Here is a 23,952-nt window from a genome sequence, read left to right on the forward strand (position 1 = left end):
GGGATATGGGGCTCATTGAGGCTGAACAGGGCACCAACCTCAAATCCATCCTCGGAGCACCCCGCGTCAAACCGGAAGAGTTGGATGCGGCACACGGCGCGCTGGGAGGACGACCTGTCTGGGTCGCTGCATCAACCCATCCCGGCGAAGAAGAACAGGTGCTGGCCGCGCACAACGTTCTGCTGAAGTCGCACCCGAACCTGTGCCTGATCCTTGTGCCACGCCATCCAGAACGGGCCACCGATATCCTGCCCTTGATCCGTGAGGCCAACCTAAGCGTCGCACAGCGCAGCATGGGGCAGAGTTTGGACGCACCTACGCAAGTCTATCTCGCCGACACGATGGGCGAGACAGACCTTTGGTACGCGCTCAGTCCAATCGTGTTTCTCGGCGGCTCCTTCTCGGATGTCGGAGGCCACACGCCGTTCGAACCGGCGGCCGCACAGACAGCCATCGTTCACGGACCGAACTACGCAAACTTCGCGGAGGCCTACGCCGCTTTCCAGATGAAGGACGCGAGCGTGCAAGTGACAGACAGCGCCACACTCGCGGCAGAGATCGACACACTCCTCACCCACCCAAGCCGTGCCGCGCAACTGGCGACCAATGCCCGCCCTCTTGCCCCCACGGGCACCGAAGCGCTGGATGCGATTGCGCACCGCCTCTTCTCTCTGATGGATGGTCAGGCTATGGACCCCCATGCCTGATCTCGCTGACATCGACGTTATTGCCCCAAATTTCAAAAGACGGCTTTCGGGTGTCACCGCCACCGTCGCGCGGCTGGTGCCGCTGCAAGCGCAGTCCATCGCCATTACCGCCTGCGCCCCCGAAATGCCGGACGACGTACCAAACGTCCCATGGTCCCGCCTTCTGAACATGCCGCGCAGCGGTCCGTCCGGCGCTCGGGTCTGGCATGCCCGGCGCAATGTGGAGATGATCGCCGGCTTGGCCCTGCGCGGATTGCTGGGCAAGCGGCTCAAACTGCTGTTTACCTCAGCCAGCCAGCGCCATCACACCGGGCTGACCAAAGCGCTGATCGCACGCATGGACGCGATCATTGCCACGTCTGCTAAGACGGCCAGCTATCTTGAGCGCGATGCCACGGTTATCCACCATGGTATCGACACCAACACCTTTGTGCCGCATCCGGACAAGGCAGCACTCAGGTCAGAACTCGGGTTGCCACATGGTCCACTCATGGGCTGTTTCGGGCGCATTCGGGCGCAGAAGGGCACGGATGTCTTCGTTGATGCAATGATCCGGGTGTTGAACGATCATCAACGGGCTGCCGCCATTGTCATGGGCCGGGCCGTCGACAAGGATCAAAGCTTTCTCGACGACCTCAAAGCGCGTGTGCAGGCCGCTGATCTTGCTGATCGACTACTGTTCCTGCCAGAGGTTCCCGTCTGGGAAACCCCCGCTTCTACCAGGCCCTCGACATCTATATCGCACCCCAACGGTGGGAAGGCTTCGGCCTCACACCACTTGAGGCCATGGCCTGCGGTGCGCCCGCCATTACAACCCGCGTCGGCGCGTTCGAAGAGTTGATCGTTGACGGACAAACAGGCACGCTCATCGACGCTGGAGATGTGGACCAGATGGTGGATGCATCGACCGCGCTGCTGACCAATCCAGACAAACTAACCGAATGGTCGAACAACGCCCGTCAGCACATGGTCGACCACTTCCAGCTTCAGCAGGAAGCGGACGCAATCATCGCGATCTACAAAGAACTTCTAAGCTCCTGAAGGGACGGTGGGTGGGGCGGTCTGCCAGAGGCAGGAGCGTCACACGCCGTCACGACGCAATTGGTAACCGCTGCTCCACAATCTCCGCCCACCATGAACAACCCGCCGGAATCGCCTCGTCATTGAAGTTGTATTCCGGGTGATGAACCATCGCCGTGTCACCGTTACCCATAAGGATATAAGCCCCGGGACGTTCCTCCAGCATAAAGGCGAAATCCTCGCCTCCCATAACCAACGCAGCCTCTTCGCACTGCCCTGACACCGACCGCGCCACGTCAGCAGCAAATTCCGTCTGCTCGTCATGGTTCACCATCACCGGGTAGTTCCGGTTGTAATTCACCTGCGCCACACCACCAAAGGTGCTGGCAACACCCTCGCAGATCTCGACCACCCGCTTTTCAGCCAAATCTCGCGCCTCGGCACTCATCGTTCGCACAGTGCCCATGATCTGCACCGTCTGCGGGATCACGTTGAACGCCTTGGAAGACGTCTCAAACGATGTGATAGACACCACGATCCGGTCGATCGGGTCTGCATTGCGGCTTACGATGGATTGCAACATCGTCACCGCGTGAGACGCCATCAGCGTCGTGTCGATTGTTTCATGCGGCTTTGCGGCATGCCCGCCAAGGCCCTCGAACTCGATTTCGAGCAGATCGGTTGCCGCAAAAAACGGCCCCGGACGGATAGAAAACTCGCCCACAGGCCGACCCGGCCAGTTGTGCATGCCATAGACTTCGTGAATGCCCCACCGATCCATCATGCCGTCGTTGCACATCTCGCGACCGCCGCCGCCACCCTCTTCCGCAGGCTGGAAGATCACGACAACCGATCCGTCAAAGTTCCGCGTTTCCGAAAGATACTGCGCGGCCCCAAGCAGCATCGCCGTGTGCCCATCATGGCCGCAGGCATGCATGGCCCCGTCGGTTTTCGACGCATATTCAACGCCTGTCGCCTCATGGATCGGCAGCGCATCCATATCCGCGCGCAGACCAATGACCTTGCCCGATCCATCAGCCTTCCCTTTGATCACGCCCACGACGCCGGTGCGTCCGATCCCTTCAACCACTTCATCACAGCCAAAAGCGCGCAGCTTTTCGGCCACCAGCGCGCTGGTGCGATGGGTATCGAACAGAATTTCGGGATGCTGATGGATGTCACGTCGCCACGCAGTTATGTCGGCGTGCATTTCGGCAAAGCGGTTCTTGATGGGCATTAATGCGTCCTTTGTTTACTGCGCAGGCATACGTTGTTCGACCAGTTCCACGAACCAGCTGGCGCCTGCGGGAATAGCTTCGTCATCGAATTGATATTCGGGGTGATGCACCATCGGCCCATCTCCATTCCCCAGCATGATATAGGCACCGGGACAGGCATTTAACATGAACGAGAAATCCTCGGCTGCCATGATGGGCGGGATATCGGTAATTACGTCCCCGGCCACGGCGCGGGCAGCCGCCGCCGCATATTCTGTATGTTCATCATGGTTAATGGTCACAGGATACCCAACGGTGTAATCCACCTTGGCTTCACATTGGTAGGCTTGAGCTGTGGCGGTTACGATCTCGGTCACCCGCGCTTCCACGAAATCCCTCACATCTGAGTCCAGTGCGCGAACCGTACCGGTCATCCGTGTGACCTGTGGGATGATGTTGTGCGTGTCGATGTCGGAATGCAGCGCGCACACCGACACAACGGCCGAGGCTAGCGGGTCCACGTTCCGGCTCGCAATACTTTGCAAGCCAAGGATGATATGGGCCGCCGCCACGTTGGGGTCGATGGACTGGTGTGGCGCGGCGGCGTGGCCGCCTTTGCCCGTTACCGTGACCTCGAATTCATCGGCGGAGGCCAGCAAAGCCCCGGGCCGAATGGCAAAGCTGCCCGTGGGCAGACCCGGCATGTTGTGCAGACCATAGACCTCCTGAATGCCCCAGCGATCGATCAGCCCGTCATTGACCATCTCGCGCCCCCCGCCGCCACCTTCCTCGGCAGGTTGGAAGGCGAGCACAACCGTGCCGTCAAAGTTCCGCGTCTCAGCCAGATATTGCGCTGCCCCGAGCAGGATCGACGTGTGCCCGTCATGACCGCAAGCATGCATCTTGCCCGGGTGCTTCGACGCATAGTCGAGCCCGGTTGCTTCTTCGATCGGAAGTGCGTCCATGTCGGCGCGCAGGCCAACAACACGGCTCTTCGTGTCCGTACGTCCCTTGATGACGGCAACCACACCGGTCTTGCCGATACCCGTTGTGATGTCGTCAACACCGAAGTCTCGCAGCCGTTCCACAACGAAAGCCGCCGTTTCATGCACGTCGAAATCCAGTTCTGGATGCGCATGCAGGTGGCGGCGCCAGCCCGTGATCTCAGCGTGGGTCTCAGCAAGGCGGTTCTTGATGGGCATAGTGTGATCCTGTCAGACAGATGGGCCGAGGCGCATCTTGCTGCCATCGGAAAAACGGCTCAGGCGGAACCGTGTCAGATCATGACCCGGATCGTCGCCCATGACCAGAGCGGCCAACACCTTTCCCATACCCGGTCCAATACCGAAACCATGACCGCTCATGCCCGTGCCGATGGTCAGCCCCGGCAATGCAGCCACCCGGTCCACGACAGGCACGACGTCGGGCATGGTGTCAATCATGCCCGACCATGCGGTCTTGATCCGCACGGGGCCAATATCGGGGAACAGCGCGTGAAACCTGCTGGTCAATTGCGCAACCTTGCGGCGATTGGGTGCCGGGTTGAGAATGCGCATCTTTTCGAACGGGCTTGGACCATCGGCATCCCAACGGCGCGGCGTTGACCACGCATCGGGATACCCACGCGGTGCGGCTGGCAGGAACCGCGTGCCGAACGGATCGGCGCGCAATTGTGCCAGGTATTTCGGCAGGGCCCGAAATGCATCCGGGCCAACGAACAATTCGTGAAACCCACCTGCAGCAAGGGAATAGCCCCCATCCTTGCGCGGTCGGAATGCAATCCCGTCATCAGCAGCACCGCCGGGAAATACCATCGGCAGCGGATCCGTTGCAGCAACGGTCGCACGCACCGACAGCTGCGGTAACGCAATACCGTGACGGCGAAGCAGCAATGCGGACCAAGCGCCCCCGCAAGCACAACTTCAGGCGATGCGATCCGGCCCTGTTCGGTGACAACCCCTGCAACGCGGCCCGCCTGTATATCGAGTGTCCGAACCGCGCAGTTCTCAACAATGGTTGCACCTGCACGCGCGGCAACGCCCGCCAGCGCTGGCACGGCCACCCAAGGTTCGGCCCGCATGTCAGATGCGGTATAGAGCGCACCGGCATAGCCCCGCGACATTCCCGGGATAAGGTCGGCCACTTCACCTGCGCGCAGCAGGCGGCTATCCACATCATGCGCTGCGGCGTGGTGTATCCAATCGGTATAGCGCGCCATTTCGGCGTCCGTTTTCGCAAGATAGGTCACCCCACCTTGCGTCAGGCCGATATCGACATTGGTTCGCTGGGCCAGATCGCGCCACAGGCGGTTGGCCTCGACCATGATGGGCAATTCGTCCGGATCGCGCCCCTGCTGACGGATCCACCCCCAATTGCGGCTGGACTGTTCCCCGGCAATGCGGCCCTTTTCCAAAAGAACGACTCTTTGTCCGGATTCCGCCAGATACAAGGCAGTGCAGACGCCGATGACACCGCCGCCAATCACCACCACATCTGCCTCTTCCGGCGGTGGACCCGGCCACGTGATGGGTGTGGCGTCATGGATGGGGAAACCGGTCATGCCAAACCGATAGGTGTTGCACCGGGTTTCATTCGCCAAAGACAACACTGCACAGGCTCCGGACCGTTTCGCGCCTTGTGTCCCCGTGCCCTAAGCAAGGCGCGCCACCAGATCACGCATGAATGCGTGCCCGGCCTCGAACTGGGCGACGGTGATGAACTCGTTAGGCTGGTGCGCCTGCGCAATGTCGCCTGGTCCACAGACCACCGCAGAGTAACCGGCTGCCTGGAACTGCCCAGCCTCGGTTCCGTAGCTGACCACATGGGTGCCATTGTCGCCCGTAATGGCGCGTGCAAGTCCCTCGGCTTCACCGTCCTCTTCCGGTTTCAATGGCGGCACATCAAACCGGGTTTCGATCTCGACCCGAGTCTCGGGATGTATGGCTTTCATCCCTTTTTCAATCTCTGCAACATGGGCCAGATAACCCTCTTTCAGGGCAACCAAGTCATCCCCCGGGACTGCGCGAAAATCCATCGCGAAGTGACAGTCCTTGGCCGTGATATTGTGCGCCGTTCCGCCGTGCACCTGCCCGACATGCCACGTTGTAAAGGGCGGGTCGAACATAGCCGCCAGCGTCGAAGGTTCAGCCGCCATGTTCTCGGCATTCCGCTGGTTGGCAAAGTCGATGATCTTTGCACCCTCAAGGATCGCGCTTACCCCTTGGGGAAGCAGGGACGAATGCACTTCGAAGCCCACCACATGCGTGTCAAACCCCTGCCCGCCCTTGTGGCCTGTCACGGCTTTCATCATCGAAGGTTCGCCGACGATGACCGGACCACCCTTGGGCACAACACCTTGCATGGCCTTGATCATCGGTGGTGCACCCAAACACCCGATCTCCTCATCGAAGCTTAGCGCCAACTGCAAAGGTGTTTTTACACGCGCATAATGCGCCTCCACCAGCGCCCAAAGGGCAAGCGCATCGAACCCTTTCATGTCGCATGTGCCTCGTCCGAAATACTTTCCGTCCTTTTCGGTCACCACAAACGGATCAGTGTCCCAGGGCTGCCCATCCACAGGCACGACATCCGTGTGGCCGGACAGAACAATAGCCCCTTCAACCTCGGGACCGACATGGGCGTAAAGGGCCGCCTTGGGCTCTTCCGGGTGATAATACCGATGCGCCGAAATGCCGTGGTCGTTCAGATACCCCTCGACCCAATCCACCAAGGGCAAGTTGGTGTCGCGGCTCACTGTCGGAAAACTGATGAGCTTGGTCATCAGCTCAAGCGGCGTCATTCTGCGTGTCATTTGGATCCCGTTTGATGCGCGTTCAGCCTAGGCGTAGTGCTGACCTATCGCCAGTGCAAGAACTCCGGACTTGAGCCAAGGAAATGACCGATCACAACAGCACCACTTGCATCTTCTGTGCCATCATAGCAGGTCATGCGCCCGCAAGCGTCGTGCACCGCGATGATCAATGCATGGCCTTCATGAACCTTCGCCCACTACATCCAGGCGAGTTCATGGTGATCCCGCTGCAGCACATCGATCATTTCACCGACCTGTCCGACGATCTGGCGGCGCACATCATGGTGACAGGCCAACGGTTGGGACGGCGGATGATGCAGGTCTTCGCGCCCAAACGGGTTGGATACGTGGTGCATGGGTTCGGGGTTGCACATGCACATCTCAACGTTGTGCCCCTACAGGAAAGCAGTAACATCGTCTCGGCAAAGCACATCGTCCAAACAGACGCGGGACTGCGCATTGCCCACGATGCCGTGCCATTACGGTCACGTTCCGATTTGGATGACGATGCGGCGCAGTTCCTCCGCGATCAGTAACCGCTGTCTCGTCGTCAGGACGAAATGGCCCGGCTCAACCTCGTTGTACTCGGATGGCGCAGGATCATAATCGACCGGATGAATGGGTGATGGGATCGGCTTGAAATTCAAGTCTTTCTCGGCCTTGCGCTGGCGCGGATCAGCAATAGGCACGGCCTTCATCAAGGCTTGAGTATAGGCGTGCTGCGGGTTCTCGAAGACACGGGCGCGCGGACCCATTTCGACAATGCGGCCCAGATACATGACGCCCACATGGTGGCTGACGCGTTCAACCACCGCCATGTCGTGGCTGATGAAAAGGAAGGACAGCCCCAACTCTGCCTGCAACTCCATCATCAGGTTCAAAACCTGCGCCTGAACGGACACGTCTAACGCTGAAACGGCCTCATCCGCGATGATCAGCTTGGGGTTCAATGCCAGCGCACGGGCGATGGCGACACGTTGCCGCTGACCTCCAGAGAGTTCGTGCGGATACCGGCGCATGAAGCTGCGTGGCAGTTCCACCCGGTCAAAGAGCATTTCAACACGCTTGGTGCCTTCGTCGCCCTTGAACATACCAAAATTGTGCATCGGTTCGGCCACCTGATCGGCCAACTGCATTTGCGGGTTCAAGGACGCAAACGGATCCTGAAAGATCATTTGCATGTCACGCCGCGCCTCGCGCAAATCGCGATCGTTCAGCGCCATGATTTCGGTGCCATCCAGTACGATATGCCCCGATTGCGGCTCGACCAAACGCAGGATCGACCGACCCGCTGACGATTTGCCACAGCCCGATTCCCCAACCAAGCTCAGGGTTTGGCCCTTGTTGATGGTAAAGGACACATCCTCGACAGCGTGCACGTTCGCCACTGTGCGCCGGAAAAACCCACCCTTGACCGGAAAACGCGTGGTCAGGTTACGCACTTCCAGTAGCTTTTCATCGGTGCCGGGGATCGGGGCGATTTCACCCTGCGACCGGCCCAAAAGCTTCATCGGCTCGGGATAGGTCTTGCCTCGCATCTCGCCCAACTTGGGCACGGCGGCCAGCAATGCCTTGGTGTAAGGGTGCTGCGGATTCTCAAAAATCTCGGCGACCGGGCCTTCCTCGACCTTGTTGCCGCGGAACATGACAACGACACGATCCGCCATCTGCGCAACGACGGCCATGTCGTGGGTAATAAACATCACCGCCGTACCGGTTTCGCGCTTCAACCGGTCCATGAGTGCCAGGATTTCCGCCTGGATCGTAACATCCAACGCAGTCGTCGGTTCGTCCGCGATCAGCAAACGCGGCTCACACGCCAGCGCCATGGCAATCACAACACGCTGCCGCATCCCGCCCGACAGTTCGTGCGGGTATTGCTTCATCCGGCGGGCAGGTTCCGGAATGCGCACCTGCTGAAGCAGCGACAGGGCACGTTCTTCGGCCTGCGCCTTGTTCAAGCCTTTGTGCAGGCGCAAACCCTCGGTGAGCTGACGCCCCACGGTGAACACGGGGTTCAACGCCGTCATCGGTTCCTGAAAGATCATACCAATCTCGTTGCCGCGAATGGTGCGCATCAGGTTTTGATCCGTGTTGGCCAGATCGACGGCATCCGCTGCCTTGCGATCAAACAGCAGCCGACCGCCTGCAATCTCACCCCCACCGAACTCCACAAGCCGCATCAGTGACAGCGACGACACCGACTTGCCGGACCCGGATTCGCCAACGACACAAACTGTTTCACCGGCGTGGACCTCGAACGATACATCCTCGACACCGAGGACAGGGCCGTCCTTGGTTTGAAACTGCACGCGCAGATTCTGAATGTTGGCAATCGGCGACGTATCTGTGTGGTCGAGCATTCGTATCCCCGCAATCGAGCCTTTTCGGCTCAGGTTTTCCAAAGAGTGGGCGAAGGTACGGGCACTGTCAAACATAGACCTACGAAATTCATCGTTGACCGCACGCAACGCTTGCAATTTCCCCAAAAGCTGTTTCGATATCGCCGTGCGCTTGGGGGTCAAGAGTAAAAACTACGGGGAAACCGTAGGTTATCGCGTACACGTATCCTCCCCTCAAGCTGGATTTGCGCCATACTGGGTTTGGCGTGCATTTGACGAGCAGGCCAAACCTGCCGTCCAACAAGGAGTATGATATGACCCTCAAAACCCTTCTCATGGGTGCTGTGGCATCGGTGGCACTTGCCCCGGCAGCCTTTGCCGAGCGTGGCGCGGATGGCGAACTCAAGATCATCTACTGGCAGGCGCCATCGATCCTGAACCCGTATCTTTCGGGCGGCACCAAGGATATCGAATCCGCCTCCATGATCATCGAACCACTCGCCCGTTACGACGAAACAGGCGCCCTGACACCCTGGCTGGCTGCAGAAATCCCGACTGTCGGCAACGGCGGCGTGAGCGAAGACCTCACAACCATCACCTGGAAGATCAAGGAGGGCATCACCTGGTCTGACGGCACCCCGTTCACATCCGCAGACGTGAAATTCACCGCTGAGTATTGCATGCATCCCGAAGGTGGCTGTGCGCAGCTGGCATTCTTCGATGGCGTGGAGAACGTCGAAGCCTTGGACGATCTGACCGTGAAGGTCACCTTCAACCAACCAAAACCGAACCCGTATGGCCCATTCGTGGGTGGCCAGTCGCCGATCATCCAGGCAGCGCAATTTGCGGAATGCCTTGGCGCCAAGGCCCCCGAATGCACCGAAGCAAACTTCAATCCCATCGGCACAGGTGGTTTCAAGGTTGAAGACTTCCGTCCCAACGACGTGATCACCATGATCGCGAATGACAACTACCGCGATCCGGCAAAGCCCGCATTCGCAAGAGTGACGTTTAAAGGTGGTGGCGACGCGACCGCCGCAGGTCGGGCTGTGCTAGAAACCGGCGAGTTCGATTACGCGTGGAACCTGCAACTGGCACCCGACGTCATCGCCAAGATGGAAGAAGGCGGTCAGGGCAAGGCGGTCGCAGGGTTTGGCCCGCTGGTCGAACGCATTGAAATGAACCTTACGAACCCATCGCCTGATCTGCCTGCAGACACGCGTTCGACAGTGGCGGAACCGCACCCGTTCCTCAGCGACATCAATGTACGCCAGGCACTGTCGATGGCCATCGACCGCGCGCTGCTTGTCGAAGTTGGCTATGGTCAGGCGGGCAAGATCACCTGTGACCTTGTACCCGCACCGGACCTGTTCGCAGGCGGTGACCAGCATTGCTTTGAACAGGACATCGAAGGGGCCAAGGCACTGCTGGAGGAAGCCGGTTGGGTTGACTCGAACGGCAACGGGTCCCGTGACAAGGATGGTGTTGAACTCAGCATTCTGTACCAGACGTCGACCAACGCCGTCCGTCAGGACTTCCAGGCTCTGATCAAGTCATGGTGGGAAGAAATCGGCGTCGAGACCGAGCTGCGTAACCTGGACGCATCCGTGTTCTTTGGTGGTGACCCGGGCTCGCCCGACACGTTCCAGAAGTTCTACGCCGACGTTGAAATGTATGCCAACACCTTCAACGGCACGGACCCGCAGCAATATCTCGCGGCTTACCGTTGCGGCAACGAACCTCGCCCAGCAAGCCAGTGGCAGGGTGAGAACATCAACCGCTTCTGCGATCCCGAATATGATGCACTGATCGATGAACTGGCCCGCACGGGTGACATCGACAAACGCGCCGAAATCGCGATCAAGATGAACAACATGATCACCAAGGACACTTTCACCATCGTGCCACTTGTGCACCGTGGCCGCGTGTCCGCCCACTCGAACACACTGGGTGGCGTAAAGCTGAACGTTTGGGACAGCGAGATCTGGAACACTGCGGACTGGTACCGTATCAAGTGATCAGATTTTCGGGGTGGGCGGTATCGCCCACCCTACTTTCTGACCAAAAACAAAAAGACCTCCGCAAAAGGATTGGCCCCCTATGCTGACCTTCACAATCCGCCGGTTGATCCTTTCGATCCCGACGCTTTTGTTCATCAGCCTTGTTATTTTCCTGCTGTTGCAACTCGCCCCCGGCGACCCGATGGCACAGGTCCCGCTGACCGTCCCCCCAGAAGTCAAAGAGAAGATGCGCGAGGCGCTTGGTCTCGGCGCGCCGCTACATGTCCAGTACTGGAAATGGATGGTTCAGTTCTTTTGGATCGAACCGCAGGTGCTCATTGACCATTGGTTCGGCACATCCTTGGCCGAAGGCAAGCAACGCGTGATCTCGTGGCAGACCCGCAGCCCGGTCATGGACATCGTGGTGCAGCGTATCCCGCAAACACTCTGGGTGGTCGGCCTGTCCTATATCGTCGGCATCCTGATTGCCCTGCCCATCGGCATCTACTCCGCTTACAAGCAATACTCGGTCTTCGATCAGTCCGGCACTTTCATCACGATGATCGGCTTTTCGATCCCGCCCTTCTTTACCGGCCCCCTGCTGATCGTGATCTTTTCGGTCCAACTGGGCTGGCTGCCCTCGATCTATGACACGACGCACGTGGTCACCGACTGGGCCAGTTTCAAAATACAGTTCATGCAGATGGTCATGCCCGTAATGGTGCTGGCGCTGCAGACCACGGCTCAGATCAGCCGCTACATGCGGTCTTCCATGCTCGACAATCTCGGTCAGGACTATGTACGCACGGCGCGGGCCAAGGGCCTGCGCGAAGGTGTCGTCGTCATGCAGCACGTTCTGCGGAACTCGATGATCCCGGTCATCACCGTGATCGCACTTGGCGTTCCTTCGATCTTCGGTGGCGCCATCATCACCGAGAACGTGTTCAAGGTGAACGGGATCGGGCAACTGCTGCTGACAGCACTTTTTGCCAACGACATCCCGATGGTGATGACCCTGACCTTCATCTTCGCGATCCTGATCGTGCTCTTCAACCTGATTGCCGACGTGCTCTACGGCGTGCTTGACCCAAGGATCCGCTATGACTGATCAAGCAGCAGACCCCTATGCCGCGCTCCAGGACAAGGAGCCGCCAAAAGCCCCGCGCAGCCAGTGGAAGGATGTGTGGGACCAGTTCAAACGGCACAAGGGCGCGCTCTTTGGCGGTGGCTTCCTCGTATTCATCACCCTGGCGGTGATCCTCGGGCCATACATCTGGCAAGTCGATCCGCAAAAGCTGGATATCCGGAACAAGGATATGCGGCCCATCTACGTGGCCCTCTGGAATGGCGACGCCAAGGTCGGGTGGTTCCGGCCCTTGGGCACGGACAACCTGGGCCGTGATATCCTGGCCAATCTGATCGCCGGCGGGCGCGCCTCCATGGCCGTCGGCTGGGCCGCGATGGTCCTTGCGCTGCTGATCGGCACCTCCATTGGCGTGATCGCCGGGTATTTCAAAAAGGCCGACTTCTGGCTGATGCGCTTCACAGACCTCGTTCTGTCGCTCCCCATTCTGCCTTTGCTGCTGGTGGCCGTAACCCTGTTCCGCGAACCACTCAGGGCCAATTTCGGCCCCGAGGGCGGCATGTTCATCCTGATCGTAGGGGTCGTGGGCCTGACGTCGTGGATGCAAACGGCCCGCATCGTGCGCGGCGACATTCTGGCACTCAAGGAGCGCGAGTTCATCCTAGCCGCCCGCTCCATCGGCACCACGTCGGGCAAGATCATCCGGCGGCACCTGCTGCCCAACGTGATCTCTCCCATCATGGTCTCTGCCACACTTGGCCTCGCCACGGCCATCATCACCGAAAGTGCGCTCAGCTTCCTTGGCGTCGGCTTCCCGTCGGACTTCCCGACATGGGGCAAATTGCTGGCCGACGCCGTACAACGGATGGAGCAATACCCAGAGCGCGTGGTGCTGCCGGGCATCCTCATCTCGCTAACGGTCCTGGGTGTAAACTACCTCGGCGACGGCCTGCGCGACGCTCTCGATCCACGCATTCGCGGCCGCTGACTTCTTCTGACTGCAAATACCACAGGGGGGCGGCAAAGCCGCGGGGGCAGCGCCCCCTCCTCGGTTTCAGCCAATGTAGCACATAGGCAAAGGGACGGCGGGCGGGGCGCATTTGCCAACGGCAAACAGCGTCCGCACTCCGTCCCTATCGCTCCACCTTGCTCTTCAAGCGCTTGATCGCCGTCCAGACAAGGAACACCACCGGCACCGTGATCAAAGCGGTCATCAGGTTCTTTGACACACCTGTCGTCGCTTCCAGCGAGTAGAACAGGTACGATAGCAACGAAACCGAGTAGTAACTGATGGCCACGGCCGAAAACCCTTCGACGGTACGCTGCAAGCGCATCTGCAGATCCGACCGCCGGTCCATGCTTTCAAGAAGTGCCTGGTTCTGTGCAGACCGCTCCACGTCCACCTGTGTCCGTAACAGGTCCGCGGCACGTACACTGCGGTCCGACATGGCCGCCAAACGCCGCTCAGTGGACTGCACCGTTCGCATCGCGGGCTGATACCTGCGCATCATGAACTCGGCAAAGGTTTGACGTCCCTGGTAGCGATCCTCGCGCAAGGCTTCGATCCGCTCGTTCACAATCGCCTCATAGGCCCGCGTTGCCCCGATACGAAACGAAGATTGCGCCGACAGGCTTTCCAGCTCCGCGGAAATTGACAACAGCGCCCGCAGGGTCTCTTCGGCTTCCGCATGTTCGCCCGACATGCTCTCGACCAATTCGATCAACCTTGTGTCGAGTGCGGTCAACTGCGCACCGGTAGTGCGGGCGCGGGCAAAGCCCAGCATCGACATGGATTTGTATGTCTCGATCTCACACAGACGTTGTACGATCCGCCCGACGCGCCGCTGGCCCGTCTGTTCAGAAATGAAGGCGGCAAAGCGCATATTGCCATTCTGATCGATCCGAAAGTCTCCCGCGATGACAGCGGCGTCATCCAGTACAGAGCTGACGGCCAGGCTTTCCGGCACAAACCAGTCCAGCAAACGATTTTTGATCTCTGCCTCTTCCGGTCGCGGTTCAACCCGAATGAGGACCGATGTAAAACGCTGACCTGGCGCGGTCTCCAGCCATTCTTGCGGAAACGGTTCGAACGCACGGGCGTCAAAGGGGCGATCTTCGACCCCATCCGAAAAGATGGTGTAGGTCACAAACTCGGTATGCTGTTCCCACTTCAGCCAATGCCGCCCGATCTGCCCATAGTAGTGCGTGGCCCCCGGCTGCGGATGCGGTGCCCCGTGGCGATCCAACAAAGCCTGCAAGTGCGCCACGTCCTTGGCGCGGTCGCGGTTGACCGCCATCTCCGGCTGCTTGAATGCGACATAAGCCGCAGCACATGGTGCGCGCATGGACGGAAATGGGCGGGCGTGCAGCTCGTTTGCAAGCTGGTATCGCAACGGGTGATCTTCGATGGGGGCCATGACTGCTCCGATGATACGTTATGCCCAAATAAGCACAAATCGAACAAAGTCAACGCAGATTATTACTTCTTATCAACGACTTAATAGAATGCAATTGTATACCAAGACCGCGGATAGCAGCCAATTCCATGCGCGAACAAAAAAAGGCGAGCCCGAAGGCCCGCCTTTTCAAAACTGATATGGCACCTGTCGCGTCAGTCGATCATCGGCAACAACTTGTCGATGGACTGCTTGGCATCACCGTAGAACATGCGCGTATTCTCCTTGAAGAACAGCGGGTTCTCGATGCCGGAATAGCCGGTGCCCTGCCCACGCTTCGACACGAACACCTGCTTGGCCTTCCAGCATTCAAGCACCGGCATACCCGCGATGGGGCTGTTCGGGTCGTCCTGTGCGGCCGGGTTCACGATGTCGTTCGAGCCGATAACGATGGCCACATCCGTGTCCGGGAAGTCGTCATTGATCTCGTCCATCTCCAGCACGATGTCGTAAGGCACCTTCGCCTCGGCCAGCAGCACGTTCATGTGACCCGGCAAACGACCCGCAACGGGGTGGATCGCAAAGCGCACCTCCTTGCCCGCAGCGCGCAGCTTGCGCGTCAACTCGGCCACACCTTGCTGGGCCTGCGCCACAGCCATGCCGTAGCCGGGGATGATAATGACGCTATCGGCCTCATTCAGGGCCGTGGCGACGCCATCTGCTTCAATCGCGATCTGCTCACCTTCAACGGCCATCTGCTCCCCTGCCGGGCCACCAAAGCCGCCCAGAATGACAGAGACGAACGACCGGTTCATCGCCTTACACATGATGTAGGACAGGATCGCACCGGACGAGCCCACAAGCGCACCCACCACGATCAACAGGTCGTTGCCAAGGCTGAAACCGATGGCCGCTGCCGCCCAGCCGGAATAGCTGTTCAGCATCGACACCACGACCGGCATATCCGCCCCGCCAATACCCATGATCAGGTGCCAACCAATGAACAGCGCCAGCAGCGTCAACAGAACCAGCGGCAGCAATCCACCTGTAGCAAAGTAGATGATGGCAAGGATCAGCGACGCGCCCGCCGCAGCGGCGTTCAGCATGTGCCCGCCCGGCAGCTTGGTCGCCGCAGAGTCGACCCTGCCCGACAGCTTGCCCCAGGCCACATAGGATCCGGTAAAGGTCACCGCACCGATCCAGACACCCAGCACCAGCTCGATCTTCAGGATAGTGATCTCAACAGTAGTTTTCTTGGCAATCAGCTGACCAAAGGCCGACAGCGGCTCAAGCACAGCCTTTTCGACCGACTGAATCCACTGCCCATTGGCCAGCGCACCGCCCAGCTGCGCACCATTCTCGGCCAAGTGGTTGTCCACGTAGCCGATCATGATATGCGCGTTGAAGCCGATGAAAACGGCAGCCAAACCCACAAGGGCATGCATACCCGCCACAAGCTCGGGCATCTGCGTCATCTCGACCTTGGTCGCGAGTTGGTAGCCGACGACCGCACCACCCGCGATCAGCACCAGCGACAACAGCCACAGGCCCGATCCCGGTCCGATCAACGTCGCCACAACGGCGATAAACATGCCCACGATGCCATACCAGACGGCCCGCTTGGCGCTTTCCTGACCGGACAGACCGCCCAGGGACAGAATGAAAAGAACAGCCGCAACAGCGTACGCGGCGGTAGTAAATCCGAGTTCCATAGTTCCCGCCCCTACTTACGATTTCTGGAACATGGCGAGCATGCGCCGTGTCACGAGGAAGCCACCGAAGATGTTGATGGCTGCCATGAATATCCCGAATATCGCCAGGAACGTGATGACCCCTGAACTTGATCCGATCTGTATGAGTGCGCCAAGGATCACGATGGACGAAATGGCGTTTGTCACCGCCATAAGCGGTGTGTGCAGACTGTGCGCCACGCCCCAGATCACCTGGAAGCCGATGAACACGCTCAGCACGAAGACGATAAAGTGCTGCATGAAGCTGGCCGGGGTATAAAGCCCTGCGAGCAGCACCAACCCGCCACCAATGGCCAGCAAGGTGACCTGGTTCTTCGTCTGGGCCTTGAACGCCAGAACTTCTGCAGCGCGTTTTTCTTCAGGCGTCAGTTCCTTTGCCGCTTCCTTTTTCGGGGCTGCGGCAATCGCGGCCACCTTGGGCGGTGGCGGTGGGAACGTGACTTCGTTTGCGTGGGCGATCGTCGCGCCACGGATCACGTCATCTTCCATGTCATGGTTGATGACACCGTCTTTTTCCGGCGTCAGGTCCGTCATCAGATGACGGATGTTCGTGGCATAAAGGCTCGATGACTGCGTCGCCATGCGGCTGGGGAAGTCGGTGTAGCCGATGATGGTCACGCCATTGTCGGTCACGATCTTCTCATCCGCGACGGTCAGCTTGCAGTTCCCGCCCTTTTCCGCCGCGAGGTCCACAATGACCGAACCGGGTTTCATGGAGGCAACCATGTCCTCGGTCCACAGCTCGGGGGCCTCACGGTTCGGGATCAGGGCCGTGGTGATAACAATGTCCACCTCAGGTGCCAGCTCACGGAACTTGGCAAGCTGCGCCTCACGGAATTCAGGTGAAGAAACAGAGGCATATCCGCCCGAGGACGATCCGTCCTGCTGCTCTTCCTCGAAATCGAGATAAACGAACTCGGCCCCCATCGATTCAACCTGCTCAGCCACTTCGGGCCGCACGTCAAAGGCGTATGTGATGGCGCCAAGGCTGGTCGACGTCCCAATGGCGGCCAGACCGGCCACACCGGCACCGACCACCAGAACCTTGGCCGGTGGGACCTTACCGGCGGCAGTGATCTGCCCGGTAAAGAAGCGGCCAAAGTTGTTGCCCGCCTCGATGACGGCGCGGTAGCCCGCGATGTTCGCCATGGAGGACAGCGCGTCCATCTTCTGGGCACGGCTGATGCGGGGGATCATCTCCATCGCCACAACAGTGGCACCCTTCTTGGCGGCAGAGGCCATCTTGGCCTCGTCGGCCACGGGGCTGAAGAACGAAATCAGGGTTTGATCTTCGCGCAGGCGCTTCATCTCGGTCGCGTCAGGCGCGCGTACCTTGGCAACCACATCTGCGGCTTTCCAAAGGGCGGCCGCGGTCTTGACCACCTCGACACCGGCCGCCTTGTAATCAGCATCGGAAAACCCGGCCCCGGCCCCCGCCCCCGTCTCGACCACACAGTCGTGGCCCAGCTTTTGCAAGGCTGCGGCACTCTCCGGCGTCATGGCGACGCGGCGCTCTCCCTCAAATATCTCTTTTGGTGTTCCGATCTTCATTCGAAGAACCCCCATCCGTTCGTGGCAGTCAATTTCACGCTTAACCCAAAGGCGATGTGGCGCAGCGCCGTAAGCTGTCCACTACCCAACCCATCCCCGAGATACAAGAAGCGCCCCTGCGTCATAAAAGTAAGATTCGAAAAATTTCAGACCCACCTGCGCACTTTTTGTTCGTAGCGCGCAAACTCCGCTCTAAAAATGCGGCGCATCCGGTCCTCTTCCGGGATGATGAACTGGTGCTCGATCCACCAGACAAAGGCCGGAACCAACACCAGGGATGGAACCGCGTCAAAGCGAAGGATCAAACCCGCAAGAAGGAGTGTGTCGCCCAGATAGATCGGATTTCGGGTGCGGGCAAAAACGCCATCGGTGATCAAGCGCTGCGGTTCCTGGTGCGGGATCACCGTAGTCTTGTGCCGCCAGAACGCGCGCAACGCCGCTGCCATCAAAAGCAAACCCGCACCAATCATCAGACCTGCCATCATGTGCGTCACCGGGTGATCCACACTCATCCCAAACGGCAGATAGCGTCCTTGGCACCACGCCAGAAACACGCAGAACACAAGCCAGACCGGAGGGATATGCAATAGGCTGATCATTGGGCACACAAGAGAAGTGGATGTACCTGAAGAGAAAATGCGCGCCACTGTCAACGCCTTGCAAAGAAACCGCGACCAATGGCGCATTCAACCGGTGGATTGTGATTGATCCTTCAGCGCAAACGGCCCAATCTCGGTCCACTCCTTGGCACAAAAAGGAACACCATCATGACATCCGATACGTCCCTGACCGGAAAGCACGCTCTTGTCACCGGCGGTGGCACCGGCATTGGCCTTGCCATTGCGCACGCCCTCGCCCAGCGCGGCGCGCAGGTGACCATCACGGGCCGACGGCAAGAGGTCCTGGATGCGGTCGCGGGCGACGGACTGTGGGGTGCCGCCATGGATGTGCGGGACGAAGCATCGGTCGATACGGTGGTGAACGCGGCCGTGGCAGCACGCGGTCCTATCCAGATCTGCGTTCCCAACGCGGGCATCGCCGAAGGGCGAGCTTTACACAAAACCAAGCTGGATTTCTGGCGGAACATGATGTCCACGAACCTCGACGGCGCGTTCCTGACCATCCGTGCATGTCTGCCTGGCATGCGCGAGACCGACTGGGGCCGCGTGATTGCCGTCTCGTCCATCGCAGGGCTGCGTGGTTTGCCAGGCGGTGCGGCCTATTCGGCCTCCAAGCACGGGCTGATTGGCCTGATCCGCAGCCTCAGTGAGGACTACATGGGCCAACCCTACACCTTCAACGCGCTCTGCCCCGGATATGTCGACACGCCGATCGTGGACCGTAACCAGGTCGCCATAGCCGAACGCACCGGAATGAGCACAGAAGACGCGCGGCAGGTGATGATCGATTCCAACCGTCACAAACGGCTGATCGACGCCGACGAAGTGGCTGCTGCGGCGCTTTGGCTCGTCGGTCCGGGATCGCAAAGCATCAACGGCCAATGCATCCAGATCTCTGGCGGGCAGACAGCGTAAGGCGGATCCTGATCCGCCGATGGCGGAGGACATCTCCGCCTTACACATCAATTCATCGCGCAGTTCGGATGTCCGTCAGCGGGGCAAAGCCCCGCCTTACATGGCCGCGGTTCCCGCATCGTAAGGCGCACGTGCCGTGCGCCCCGCCGTTGGCAAAGGGCGGTATGCCCGACCAACAGGGCCGCCAGCAATATATCGCCCCTGCGCAATGGCTCGGTGAATTGACGAATGCGGCCAGTCTTCCGGGCGGTTCACCAAACCAACCTGCACAGGGGCCGAAAAAATCATATGCCTATGAGCCGCCAAATCATCCCCATCCCGTATGACATGTTCCCAGAAGCGGCGCTGCCACAGCCCTTTCTCGCCCGCACGCAAACGCAGCGCACCAACATCCTGCGGCGCGTCCACAGACCGGGAGAACAGGCTTTTCAGCATCCGCCAGCGGGTGGAAAAATCAGCATCCCCCTCGGGCAGCCGCCACAGGGTGTGTATGACATCTCCCAGCACAACGATCTCTTCGATAGAGAACGGGTACATCTCCCGCGTCTTGCGCATGGCGGCACGCAGCGGATCTATCTCGCGCAGAAACAGGTCGGTGCCGCGGCGCGCGGCGCGGGCAGTAAAGAAATAAGTGGAACCGGGGCAATCAGAGCGGACATAACGTGGCATGCCGCCACCCTGCCCGCCTCTTGGTTAACGGGCGTTTAAGCCGAGCGCAAAACCGGGCGCGCGCGCCCGCCATCCGCCCAATCGCGGCACGCCTCGCCAAAGGCCTCGAACAACGGGCGCGAAACGGGGTCGCACTTGGCATTCCACTCCGGGTGCCACTGTACCGAAAGGGTAAAACCGGGCGCACCGTCGATATAGATGGCTTCAGCCGTACCATCAGGTGCATGCCCATCCACCACAATACGCGGGCCAGCAGTCTTGATGCCCTGCCCGTGCAATGTGTTCGTGGGCACGGACTGGCGCCCCATCAGACGATGAAACACGCCGCCCTCGGAAAAGGTCACATCGTGGCGCAAGGCAAACTTTTCTTCCAGAGTCCCATCAGGGGGCATGCGATGGTTGTCGCGGCCCGGCAGATCACGGATCTCTGGATAGAGTGAGCCACCCATGGCCACATTCACTTCCTGAAAACCGCGGCAAATGCCAAGAAAGGGCTGGCCGCGCTCTACACAGGCACGGATCAGGGGCAAGGTCACGCCGTCCCGGTTCCGGTCAAACGCCCCATGGGCCTCGGTTGGCTCTTCGCCATACTCTTCAGGGTGCACATTGGCGCGCCCGCCGGTGAACACAAAACCCGCACAATGCTCCAGCAGATCGGAAATCCGCACCTTCGCAGGTTCCGCCGGGATCAGCATGGGCAAGCCTTCGGCCACATCTGCGACAGCCGACACGTTGATCAGGCCAGCCGCCTGCACCTCGTATTCGTCATTGATCACGTGGTGGTTCGAAATGATGCCGATGATGGGCCGGGCCATGGGGTCCTCTGCACTGGTTGCGTTTGACCTGATATACGCAGACGCCCGCCTCCTGAACAGAGAGACGGGCGCGCAACGACCTGTGCAAAAAGCCGCAGATGCGGCCGATGCCTAAATTTCAGCCACCAGCGACACGGCTTCGATGCCCACAACGGCAGCAACCGCATCGTTGTCCGATGTATCGCCAGTCACACCAACAGCGCCAATGACGGCCCCTTTCTTGTCACGGACCAGCACACCGCCGGGCACAGGCACAACCTGCCCGCCATAAACACCGTTCACCGCCGCCATAAAGTAAGCCTGCTGTTCAGCCCGCGCCATCTGCGCCGTACCCGCCATGCCCAGCATGACTGCGCCATAGGCCTTGCCTTGCGCAATCGCGAACCGACCGGGCGCCGCGCCATCCTCACGCTCAAAGGCCTGCACGTGGCCACCTGCATCAAGAACCACGACGGAAAGAGGCTTCAACTCCATCTCCCGCCCCTTTTCCAACGCTTTGCGAATAATAGTCCGCGCCTTGCGCAATGAAATCGACATGTCTTGTCTCCTGATCGGGGCCATCGCCCCAGTTTCTTCTGACTGAAAGTACGACGGGGAGCCCGAGGGGCAGCGCCCCTCGGTCCCACCAGTTCAAAACGCGGTTCAGGCCGTCTTGAACTCCAAACGGCGCGCATGCAACACCGGCTCTGTGTAACCCGATGGCTGCACCCGGCCCTTCAGAACCAGATCGCACGCCGCCTGAAAGGCCACGCCTTCAAAACCCGGGGCCATTGGCAGATACGCGGGGTCATCCACATTCTGACGGTCTACAACCTCCGCCATCTTCTTGAGGGAGGCCATCACCTGATCCTCACTCACCACGCCGTGATGCAGCCAGTTCGCCATGGCCTGCGCGCTGATCCGACATGTCGCGCGGTCCTCCATCAGCCCCACATCATGGATGTCCGGCACCTTGGAACAGCCAACGCCGTGATCCACCCAGCGCACAACATATCCAAGGATGCCCTGCGCATTGTTCTCCATCTCGCGGGCAATTTCTTCGGAGGAGAAATTGCGCCCCACGGCGACAGGAATGGTAAGCAGATCCTCAAGCGTGCCGCGCGCACTACCCGCTTTCAACGTGTCCTGGCGGGCCATCACGTCCACCTTGTGATAATGCGTGGCATGCAGGGTCGCGGCCGTTGGTGATGGCACCCAGGCACAGGTCGCGCCCGATTGCGGATGCCCGATCTTCTGCTCCAGCATCTCCGCCATACGGTCTGGCATGGCCCACATGCCTTTGCCGATCTGCGCCTTGCCCTTCAAACCACAGGCCAGACCGATATCGACATTGCGATCCTCGTAAGAGGCGATCCATGCCGCCCCCTTCATCTCGCCCTTTGGGATCATCGGCCCCGCTTCCATAGACGTGTGAATCTCGTCCCCGGTCCGATCCAGGAAGCCCGTGTTGATAAAGGCCACGCGCGCCTTCGCCGCCCGGATACACTCCTTGAGATTGGCCGACGTGCGCCGCTCCTCGTCCATGATGCCCAGCTTGACGGTGTTCGCAGGCAGGCCCAGCACCTTCTCGACGCGGGTGAAAATCTCGTCGGCAAAAGCCACCTCGACCGGCCCATGCATCTTGGGCTTCACCACGTACACCGACCCACAAACCGAATTGCGCAGCCCTTCTGTCTTCTTCAGGTCATGCATAGCGATCAGGGTGGTGATCATGGCGTCCATCAGCCCCTCACCCACCTCGTTGCCATCACGGTCGTGAATGGCCGGATTGGTCATCAGGTGACCCACATTCCGGATCAGCATCAGGCTGCGGCCTTTTATACTCACGGCTGACCCGTCAGGTGCGGTGTAGGCGCGATCACTGGCCATCCGGCGCGTGATCACCTTGCCCCCCTTCTCAAAACTCTCTTCCAGATCGCCTTTCATCAGGCCCAGCCAGTTGCCATAGGCCAGCACCTTGTCCTCGGCATCCACAGCCGCCACGCTGTCTTCACAATCCATGATGGTGGACAGGGCGGATTCAAGGTTCACGGCTGAAATGCCCGCAAGATCGGAGGCCCCGATCACATCGTTGCGGTCCACCACGATCTCAATGGCCAGATGGTTGTTTCGGAACAGAAAGGTCTGCGCCTCTTCATTCCCACCGTGGCCCAGGAATTGGGCCGGATCGGACAAGGACATCCCGCCCAGATCCAAAGCATTTTCAGACACACCCAAGGACGTCACCTCGGTCCACGACCCACCGTTCAATGGCACAGCCTCATCCAGAAACGTCTTGGCCCATGCAATCACACGCGCGCCACGGGCGGCGTCATAGCCTTTCCCACCGGGCAGGTCGCCCAGCGCATCGGTGCCGTACAGGGCGTCATACAGGTTCCCCCACCGCGCATTCGCGGCATTCAGCGCAAACCGGGCATTCATGATTGGCACCACCAGCTGCGCGCCCGGTGTCGATGCAATCTCGGGGTCCACATTCTGGGTCTCGATCTCGAAATCAGGCCCCTCCGGAACAAGATACCCGATCTCTTCCAGAAACGCGCGATAGGCCGCCGGGTCATGGTCCGCACTGCGGTGCGCTACATGCCAATCATCGATCTTGGCCTGCATGCTCTCGCGCTCGGCCAACAGGTCCCGGTTCTTTGGACCCAGATCGTGCACCAGTGCCGAAAACCCGGCCCAGAAATCGGCCGACGCAACACCAGTGCCCGGCAGGGCATGGGTTTCGATGAAATGCGCAAGGCTGTCCGCCACTTTCAAATCACTGCGGTCCACATAAGCTGTCATAGGATGCCCTCCTGGCCTTGGATTACGACTCATCGCAAGGCTTAGAGAAAAAGTTTCCTATCGTAAACATCATTGGTCAAAAAAATTTACCAATACCATTTTCCAGTCGAAAAGCGTAGCTTCATAAGACCTCAAACACAGACGCACCGCGCGTGAAAAATCCTCATAGGCGCGTCCGTTAGCTCCGGAAACGCGGTTCATCCTCGGGTCACGACCCCGCTTTCGATCGGCGCCGAAAAACACAGCACGCATATGCACCCAATTTTTCTT

At 59.7% G+C, this 23,952-nt stretch carries 17 protein-coding genes and 3 pseudogenes; 7 read left to right on the forward strand and 13 right to left on the reverse strand.

From position 1 onward, the window contains the following. Positions 1–5 precede the first annotated feature (5 nt). Both ACZ1HN_RS16510 and ACZ1HN_RS16515 read left to right on the forward strand, forming a co-directional pair. Positions 6–707, forward strand: a complete 702-nt coding sequence (locus tag ACZ1HN_RS16510) for a 3-deoxy-D-manno-octulosonic acid transferase (protein WP_472729384.1) — start codon at positions 6–8, stop codon at positions 705–707. Beyond that, positions 700–1,748, forward strand: a pseudogene (locus ACZ1HN_RS16515) (glycosyltransferase family 4 protein). The gene ACZ1HN_RS16510 and the pseudogene ACZ1HN_RS16515 overlap by 8 nt, the downstream one beginning before the upstream one ends. Positions 1,749–1,797: 49 nt before the next feature. Here ACZ1HN_RS16515 and ACZ1HN_RS16520 read toward each other — a convergent pair. From ACZ1HN_RS16520 to argE, 4 genes and pseudogenes are all read right to left on the reverse strand, one after another. Continuing rightward, on the reverse strand, positions 1,798–2,964 hold the full coding sequence (locus ACZ1HN_RS16520; protein WP_472728287.1) for a M20 aminoacylase family protein: 1,167 nt from the start codon (positions 2,962–2,964) through the stop codon (positions 1,798–1,800). A gap of 15 nt (positions 2,965–2,979) precedes the next feature. Further along, positions 2,980–4,146 carry a M20 aminoacylase family protein gene (locus tag ACZ1HN_RS16525; protein WP_472728288.1) on the reverse strand — a complete coding sequence of 389 codons (1,167 nt, stop codon included), beginning with the start codon at positions 4,144–4,146 and terminating at the stop codon, positions 2,980–2,982. Positions 4,147–4,158: 12 nt separating this feature from the next. Beyond that, positions 4,159–5,504, reverse strand: a pseudogene (locus ACZ1HN_RS16530) (NAD(P)/FAD-dependent oxidoreductase). Between the two features lie 90 nt (positions 5,505–5,594). Further along, positions 5,595–6,755, reverse strand: coding sequence for an acetylornithine deacetylase (gene argE / locus ACZ1HN_RS16535; RefSeq protein ID WP_472728289.1), 1,161 nt, complete (start codon positions 6,753–6,755; stop codon positions 5,595–5,597). An 83-nt stretch (positions 6,756–6,838) separates the two neighbouring features. Here argE and ACZ1HN_RS16540 point away from each other — a divergent pair, with 83 nt between their 5' ends. Continuing rightward, positions 6,839–7,291: an HIT family protein gene (locus tag ACZ1HN_RS16540; protein ID WP_472728290.1), complete on the forward strand. Its 453-nt coding sequence runs from the start codon at positions 6,839–6,841 to the stop codon at positions 7,289–7,291. Here ACZ1HN_RS16540 and ACZ1HN_RS16545 read toward each other — a convergent pair. Then, positions 7,285–9,118 (reverse strand): annotated as a pseudogene (locus tag ACZ1HN_RS16545) (ABC transporter ATP-binding protein). The gene ACZ1HN_RS16540 and the pseudogene ACZ1HN_RS16545 sit on opposite strands and share 7 nt — an antisense overlap. A 293-nt stretch (positions 9,119–9,411) precedes the next feature. On the opposite strand from ACZ1HN_RS16545, the gene ACZ1HN_RS16550 reads away from it, so the two are divergent. The 3 genes from ACZ1HN_RS16550 (at position 9,412) to ACZ1HN_RS16560 (ending at position 13,169) form a co-directional block, all read left to right on the forward strand. Beyond that, positions 9,412–11,115, forward strand: a complete 1,704-nt coding sequence (locus ACZ1HN_RS16550; RefSeq protein ID WP_472728291.1) for a peptide ABC transporter substrate-binding protein — start codon at positions 9,412–9,414, stop codon at positions 11,113–11,115. Between the two features lie 82 nt (positions 11,116–11,197). Then, entirely contained in the window at positions 11,198–12,205 is a 1,008-nt protein-coding gene (locus tag ACZ1HN_RS16555) for an ABC transporter permease (protein WP_472728292.1), read from the forward strand. Continuing rightward, complete coding sequence (locus ACZ1HN_RS16560; protein ID WP_472728293.1) at positions 12,198–13,169, forward strand: ABC transporter permease; 972 nt, start codon at positions 12,198–12,200, stop codon at positions 13,167–13,169. The genes ACZ1HN_RS16555 and ACZ1HN_RS16560 overlap by 8 nt, the downstream gene beginning before the upstream one ends. A gap of 145 nt (positions 13,170–13,314) precedes the next feature. On the opposite strand, the gene ACZ1HN_RS16565 is transcribed toward ACZ1HN_RS16560, so the two are convergent. The 4 genes from ACZ1HN_RS16565 to ACZ1HN_RS16580 all read right to left on the reverse strand — a co-directional run bounded on the left by ACZ1HN_RS16565 (position 13,315) and on the right by ACZ1HN_RS16580 (position 18,478). After that, on the reverse strand, positions 13,315–14,598 hold the full coding sequence (locus ACZ1HN_RS16565) for a DUF3422 family protein (RefSeq protein WP_299768677.1): 1,284 nt from the start codon (positions 14,596–14,598) through the stop codon (positions 13,315–13,317). 194 nt (positions 14,599–14,792) lie between these two features. Then, positions 14,793–16,289, reverse strand: a complete 1,497-nt coding sequence (locus ACZ1HN_RS16570; RefSeq protein ID WP_299200703.1) for an NAD(P)(+) transhydrogenase (Re/Si-specific) subunit beta — start codon at positions 16,287–16,289, stop codon at positions 14,793–14,795. Positions 16,290–16,304: 15 nt separating this feature from the next. Further along, complete coding sequence (locus ACZ1HN_RS16575; RefSeq protein ID WP_472728294.1) at positions 16,305–17,879, reverse strand: Re/Si-specific NAD(P)(+) transhydrogenase subunit alpha; 1,575 nt, start codon at positions 17,877–17,879, stop codon at positions 16,305–16,307. A 146-nt stretch (positions 17,880–18,025) separates the two neighbouring features. Continuing rightward, positions 18,026–18,478, reverse strand: a complete 453-nt coding sequence (locus ACZ1HN_RS16580) for a methyltransferase family protein (protein ID WP_472728295.1) — start codon at positions 18,476–18,478, stop codon at positions 18,026–18,028. A gap of 168 nt (positions 18,479–18,646) precedes the next feature. Between ACZ1HN_RS16580 and ACZ1HN_RS16585 the strand changes: the two genes are divergently transcribed. Continuing rightward, on the forward strand, positions 18,647–19,414 hold the full coding sequence (locus ACZ1HN_RS16585; protein ID WP_299597583.1) for an SDR family NAD(P)-dependent oxidoreductase: 768 nt from the start codon (positions 18,647–18,649) through the stop codon (positions 19,412–19,414). A 96-nt stretch (positions 19,415–19,510) separates the two neighbouring features. Here the strand turns inward: ACZ1HN_RS16585 and ACZ1HN_RS16590 are convergent, their stop codons facing one another. The 4 genes from ACZ1HN_RS16590 to ACZ1HN_RS16605 form a co-directional block, all read right to left on the reverse strand. After that, positions 19,511–20,083 (reverse strand): REP-associated tyrosine transposase, encoded by a 573-nt coding sequence (locus ACZ1HN_RS16590; RefSeq protein ID WP_472728296.1) that lies wholly within the window; start codon positions 20,081–20,083, stop codon positions 19,511–19,513. 35 nt (positions 20,084–20,118) lie between these two features. Further along, entirely contained in the window at positions 20,119–20,898 is a 780-nt protein-coding gene (locus ACZ1HN_RS16595; RefSeq protein WP_299200709.1) for a gamma-glutamyl-gamma-aminobutyrate hydrolase family protein, read from the reverse strand. A 111-nt stretch (positions 20,899–21,009) separates the two neighbouring features. Then, positions 21,010–21,435, reverse strand: a complete 426-nt coding sequence (locus ACZ1HN_RS16600; RefSeq protein ID WP_472728297.1) for a GlcG/HbpS family heme-binding protein — start codon at positions 21,433–21,435, stop codon at positions 21,010–21,012. 105 nt (positions 21,436–21,540) lie between these two features. Then, entirely contained in the window at positions 21,541–23,682 is a 2,142-nt protein-coding gene (locus ACZ1HN_RS16605) for a malate synthase G (RefSeq protein ID WP_472728298.1), read from the reverse strand. Positions 23,683–23,952: the final 270 nt, after the last annotated feature.

The sequence above is a fragment of the Tateyamaria sp. GN1-10 genome (assembly GCF_055693845.1).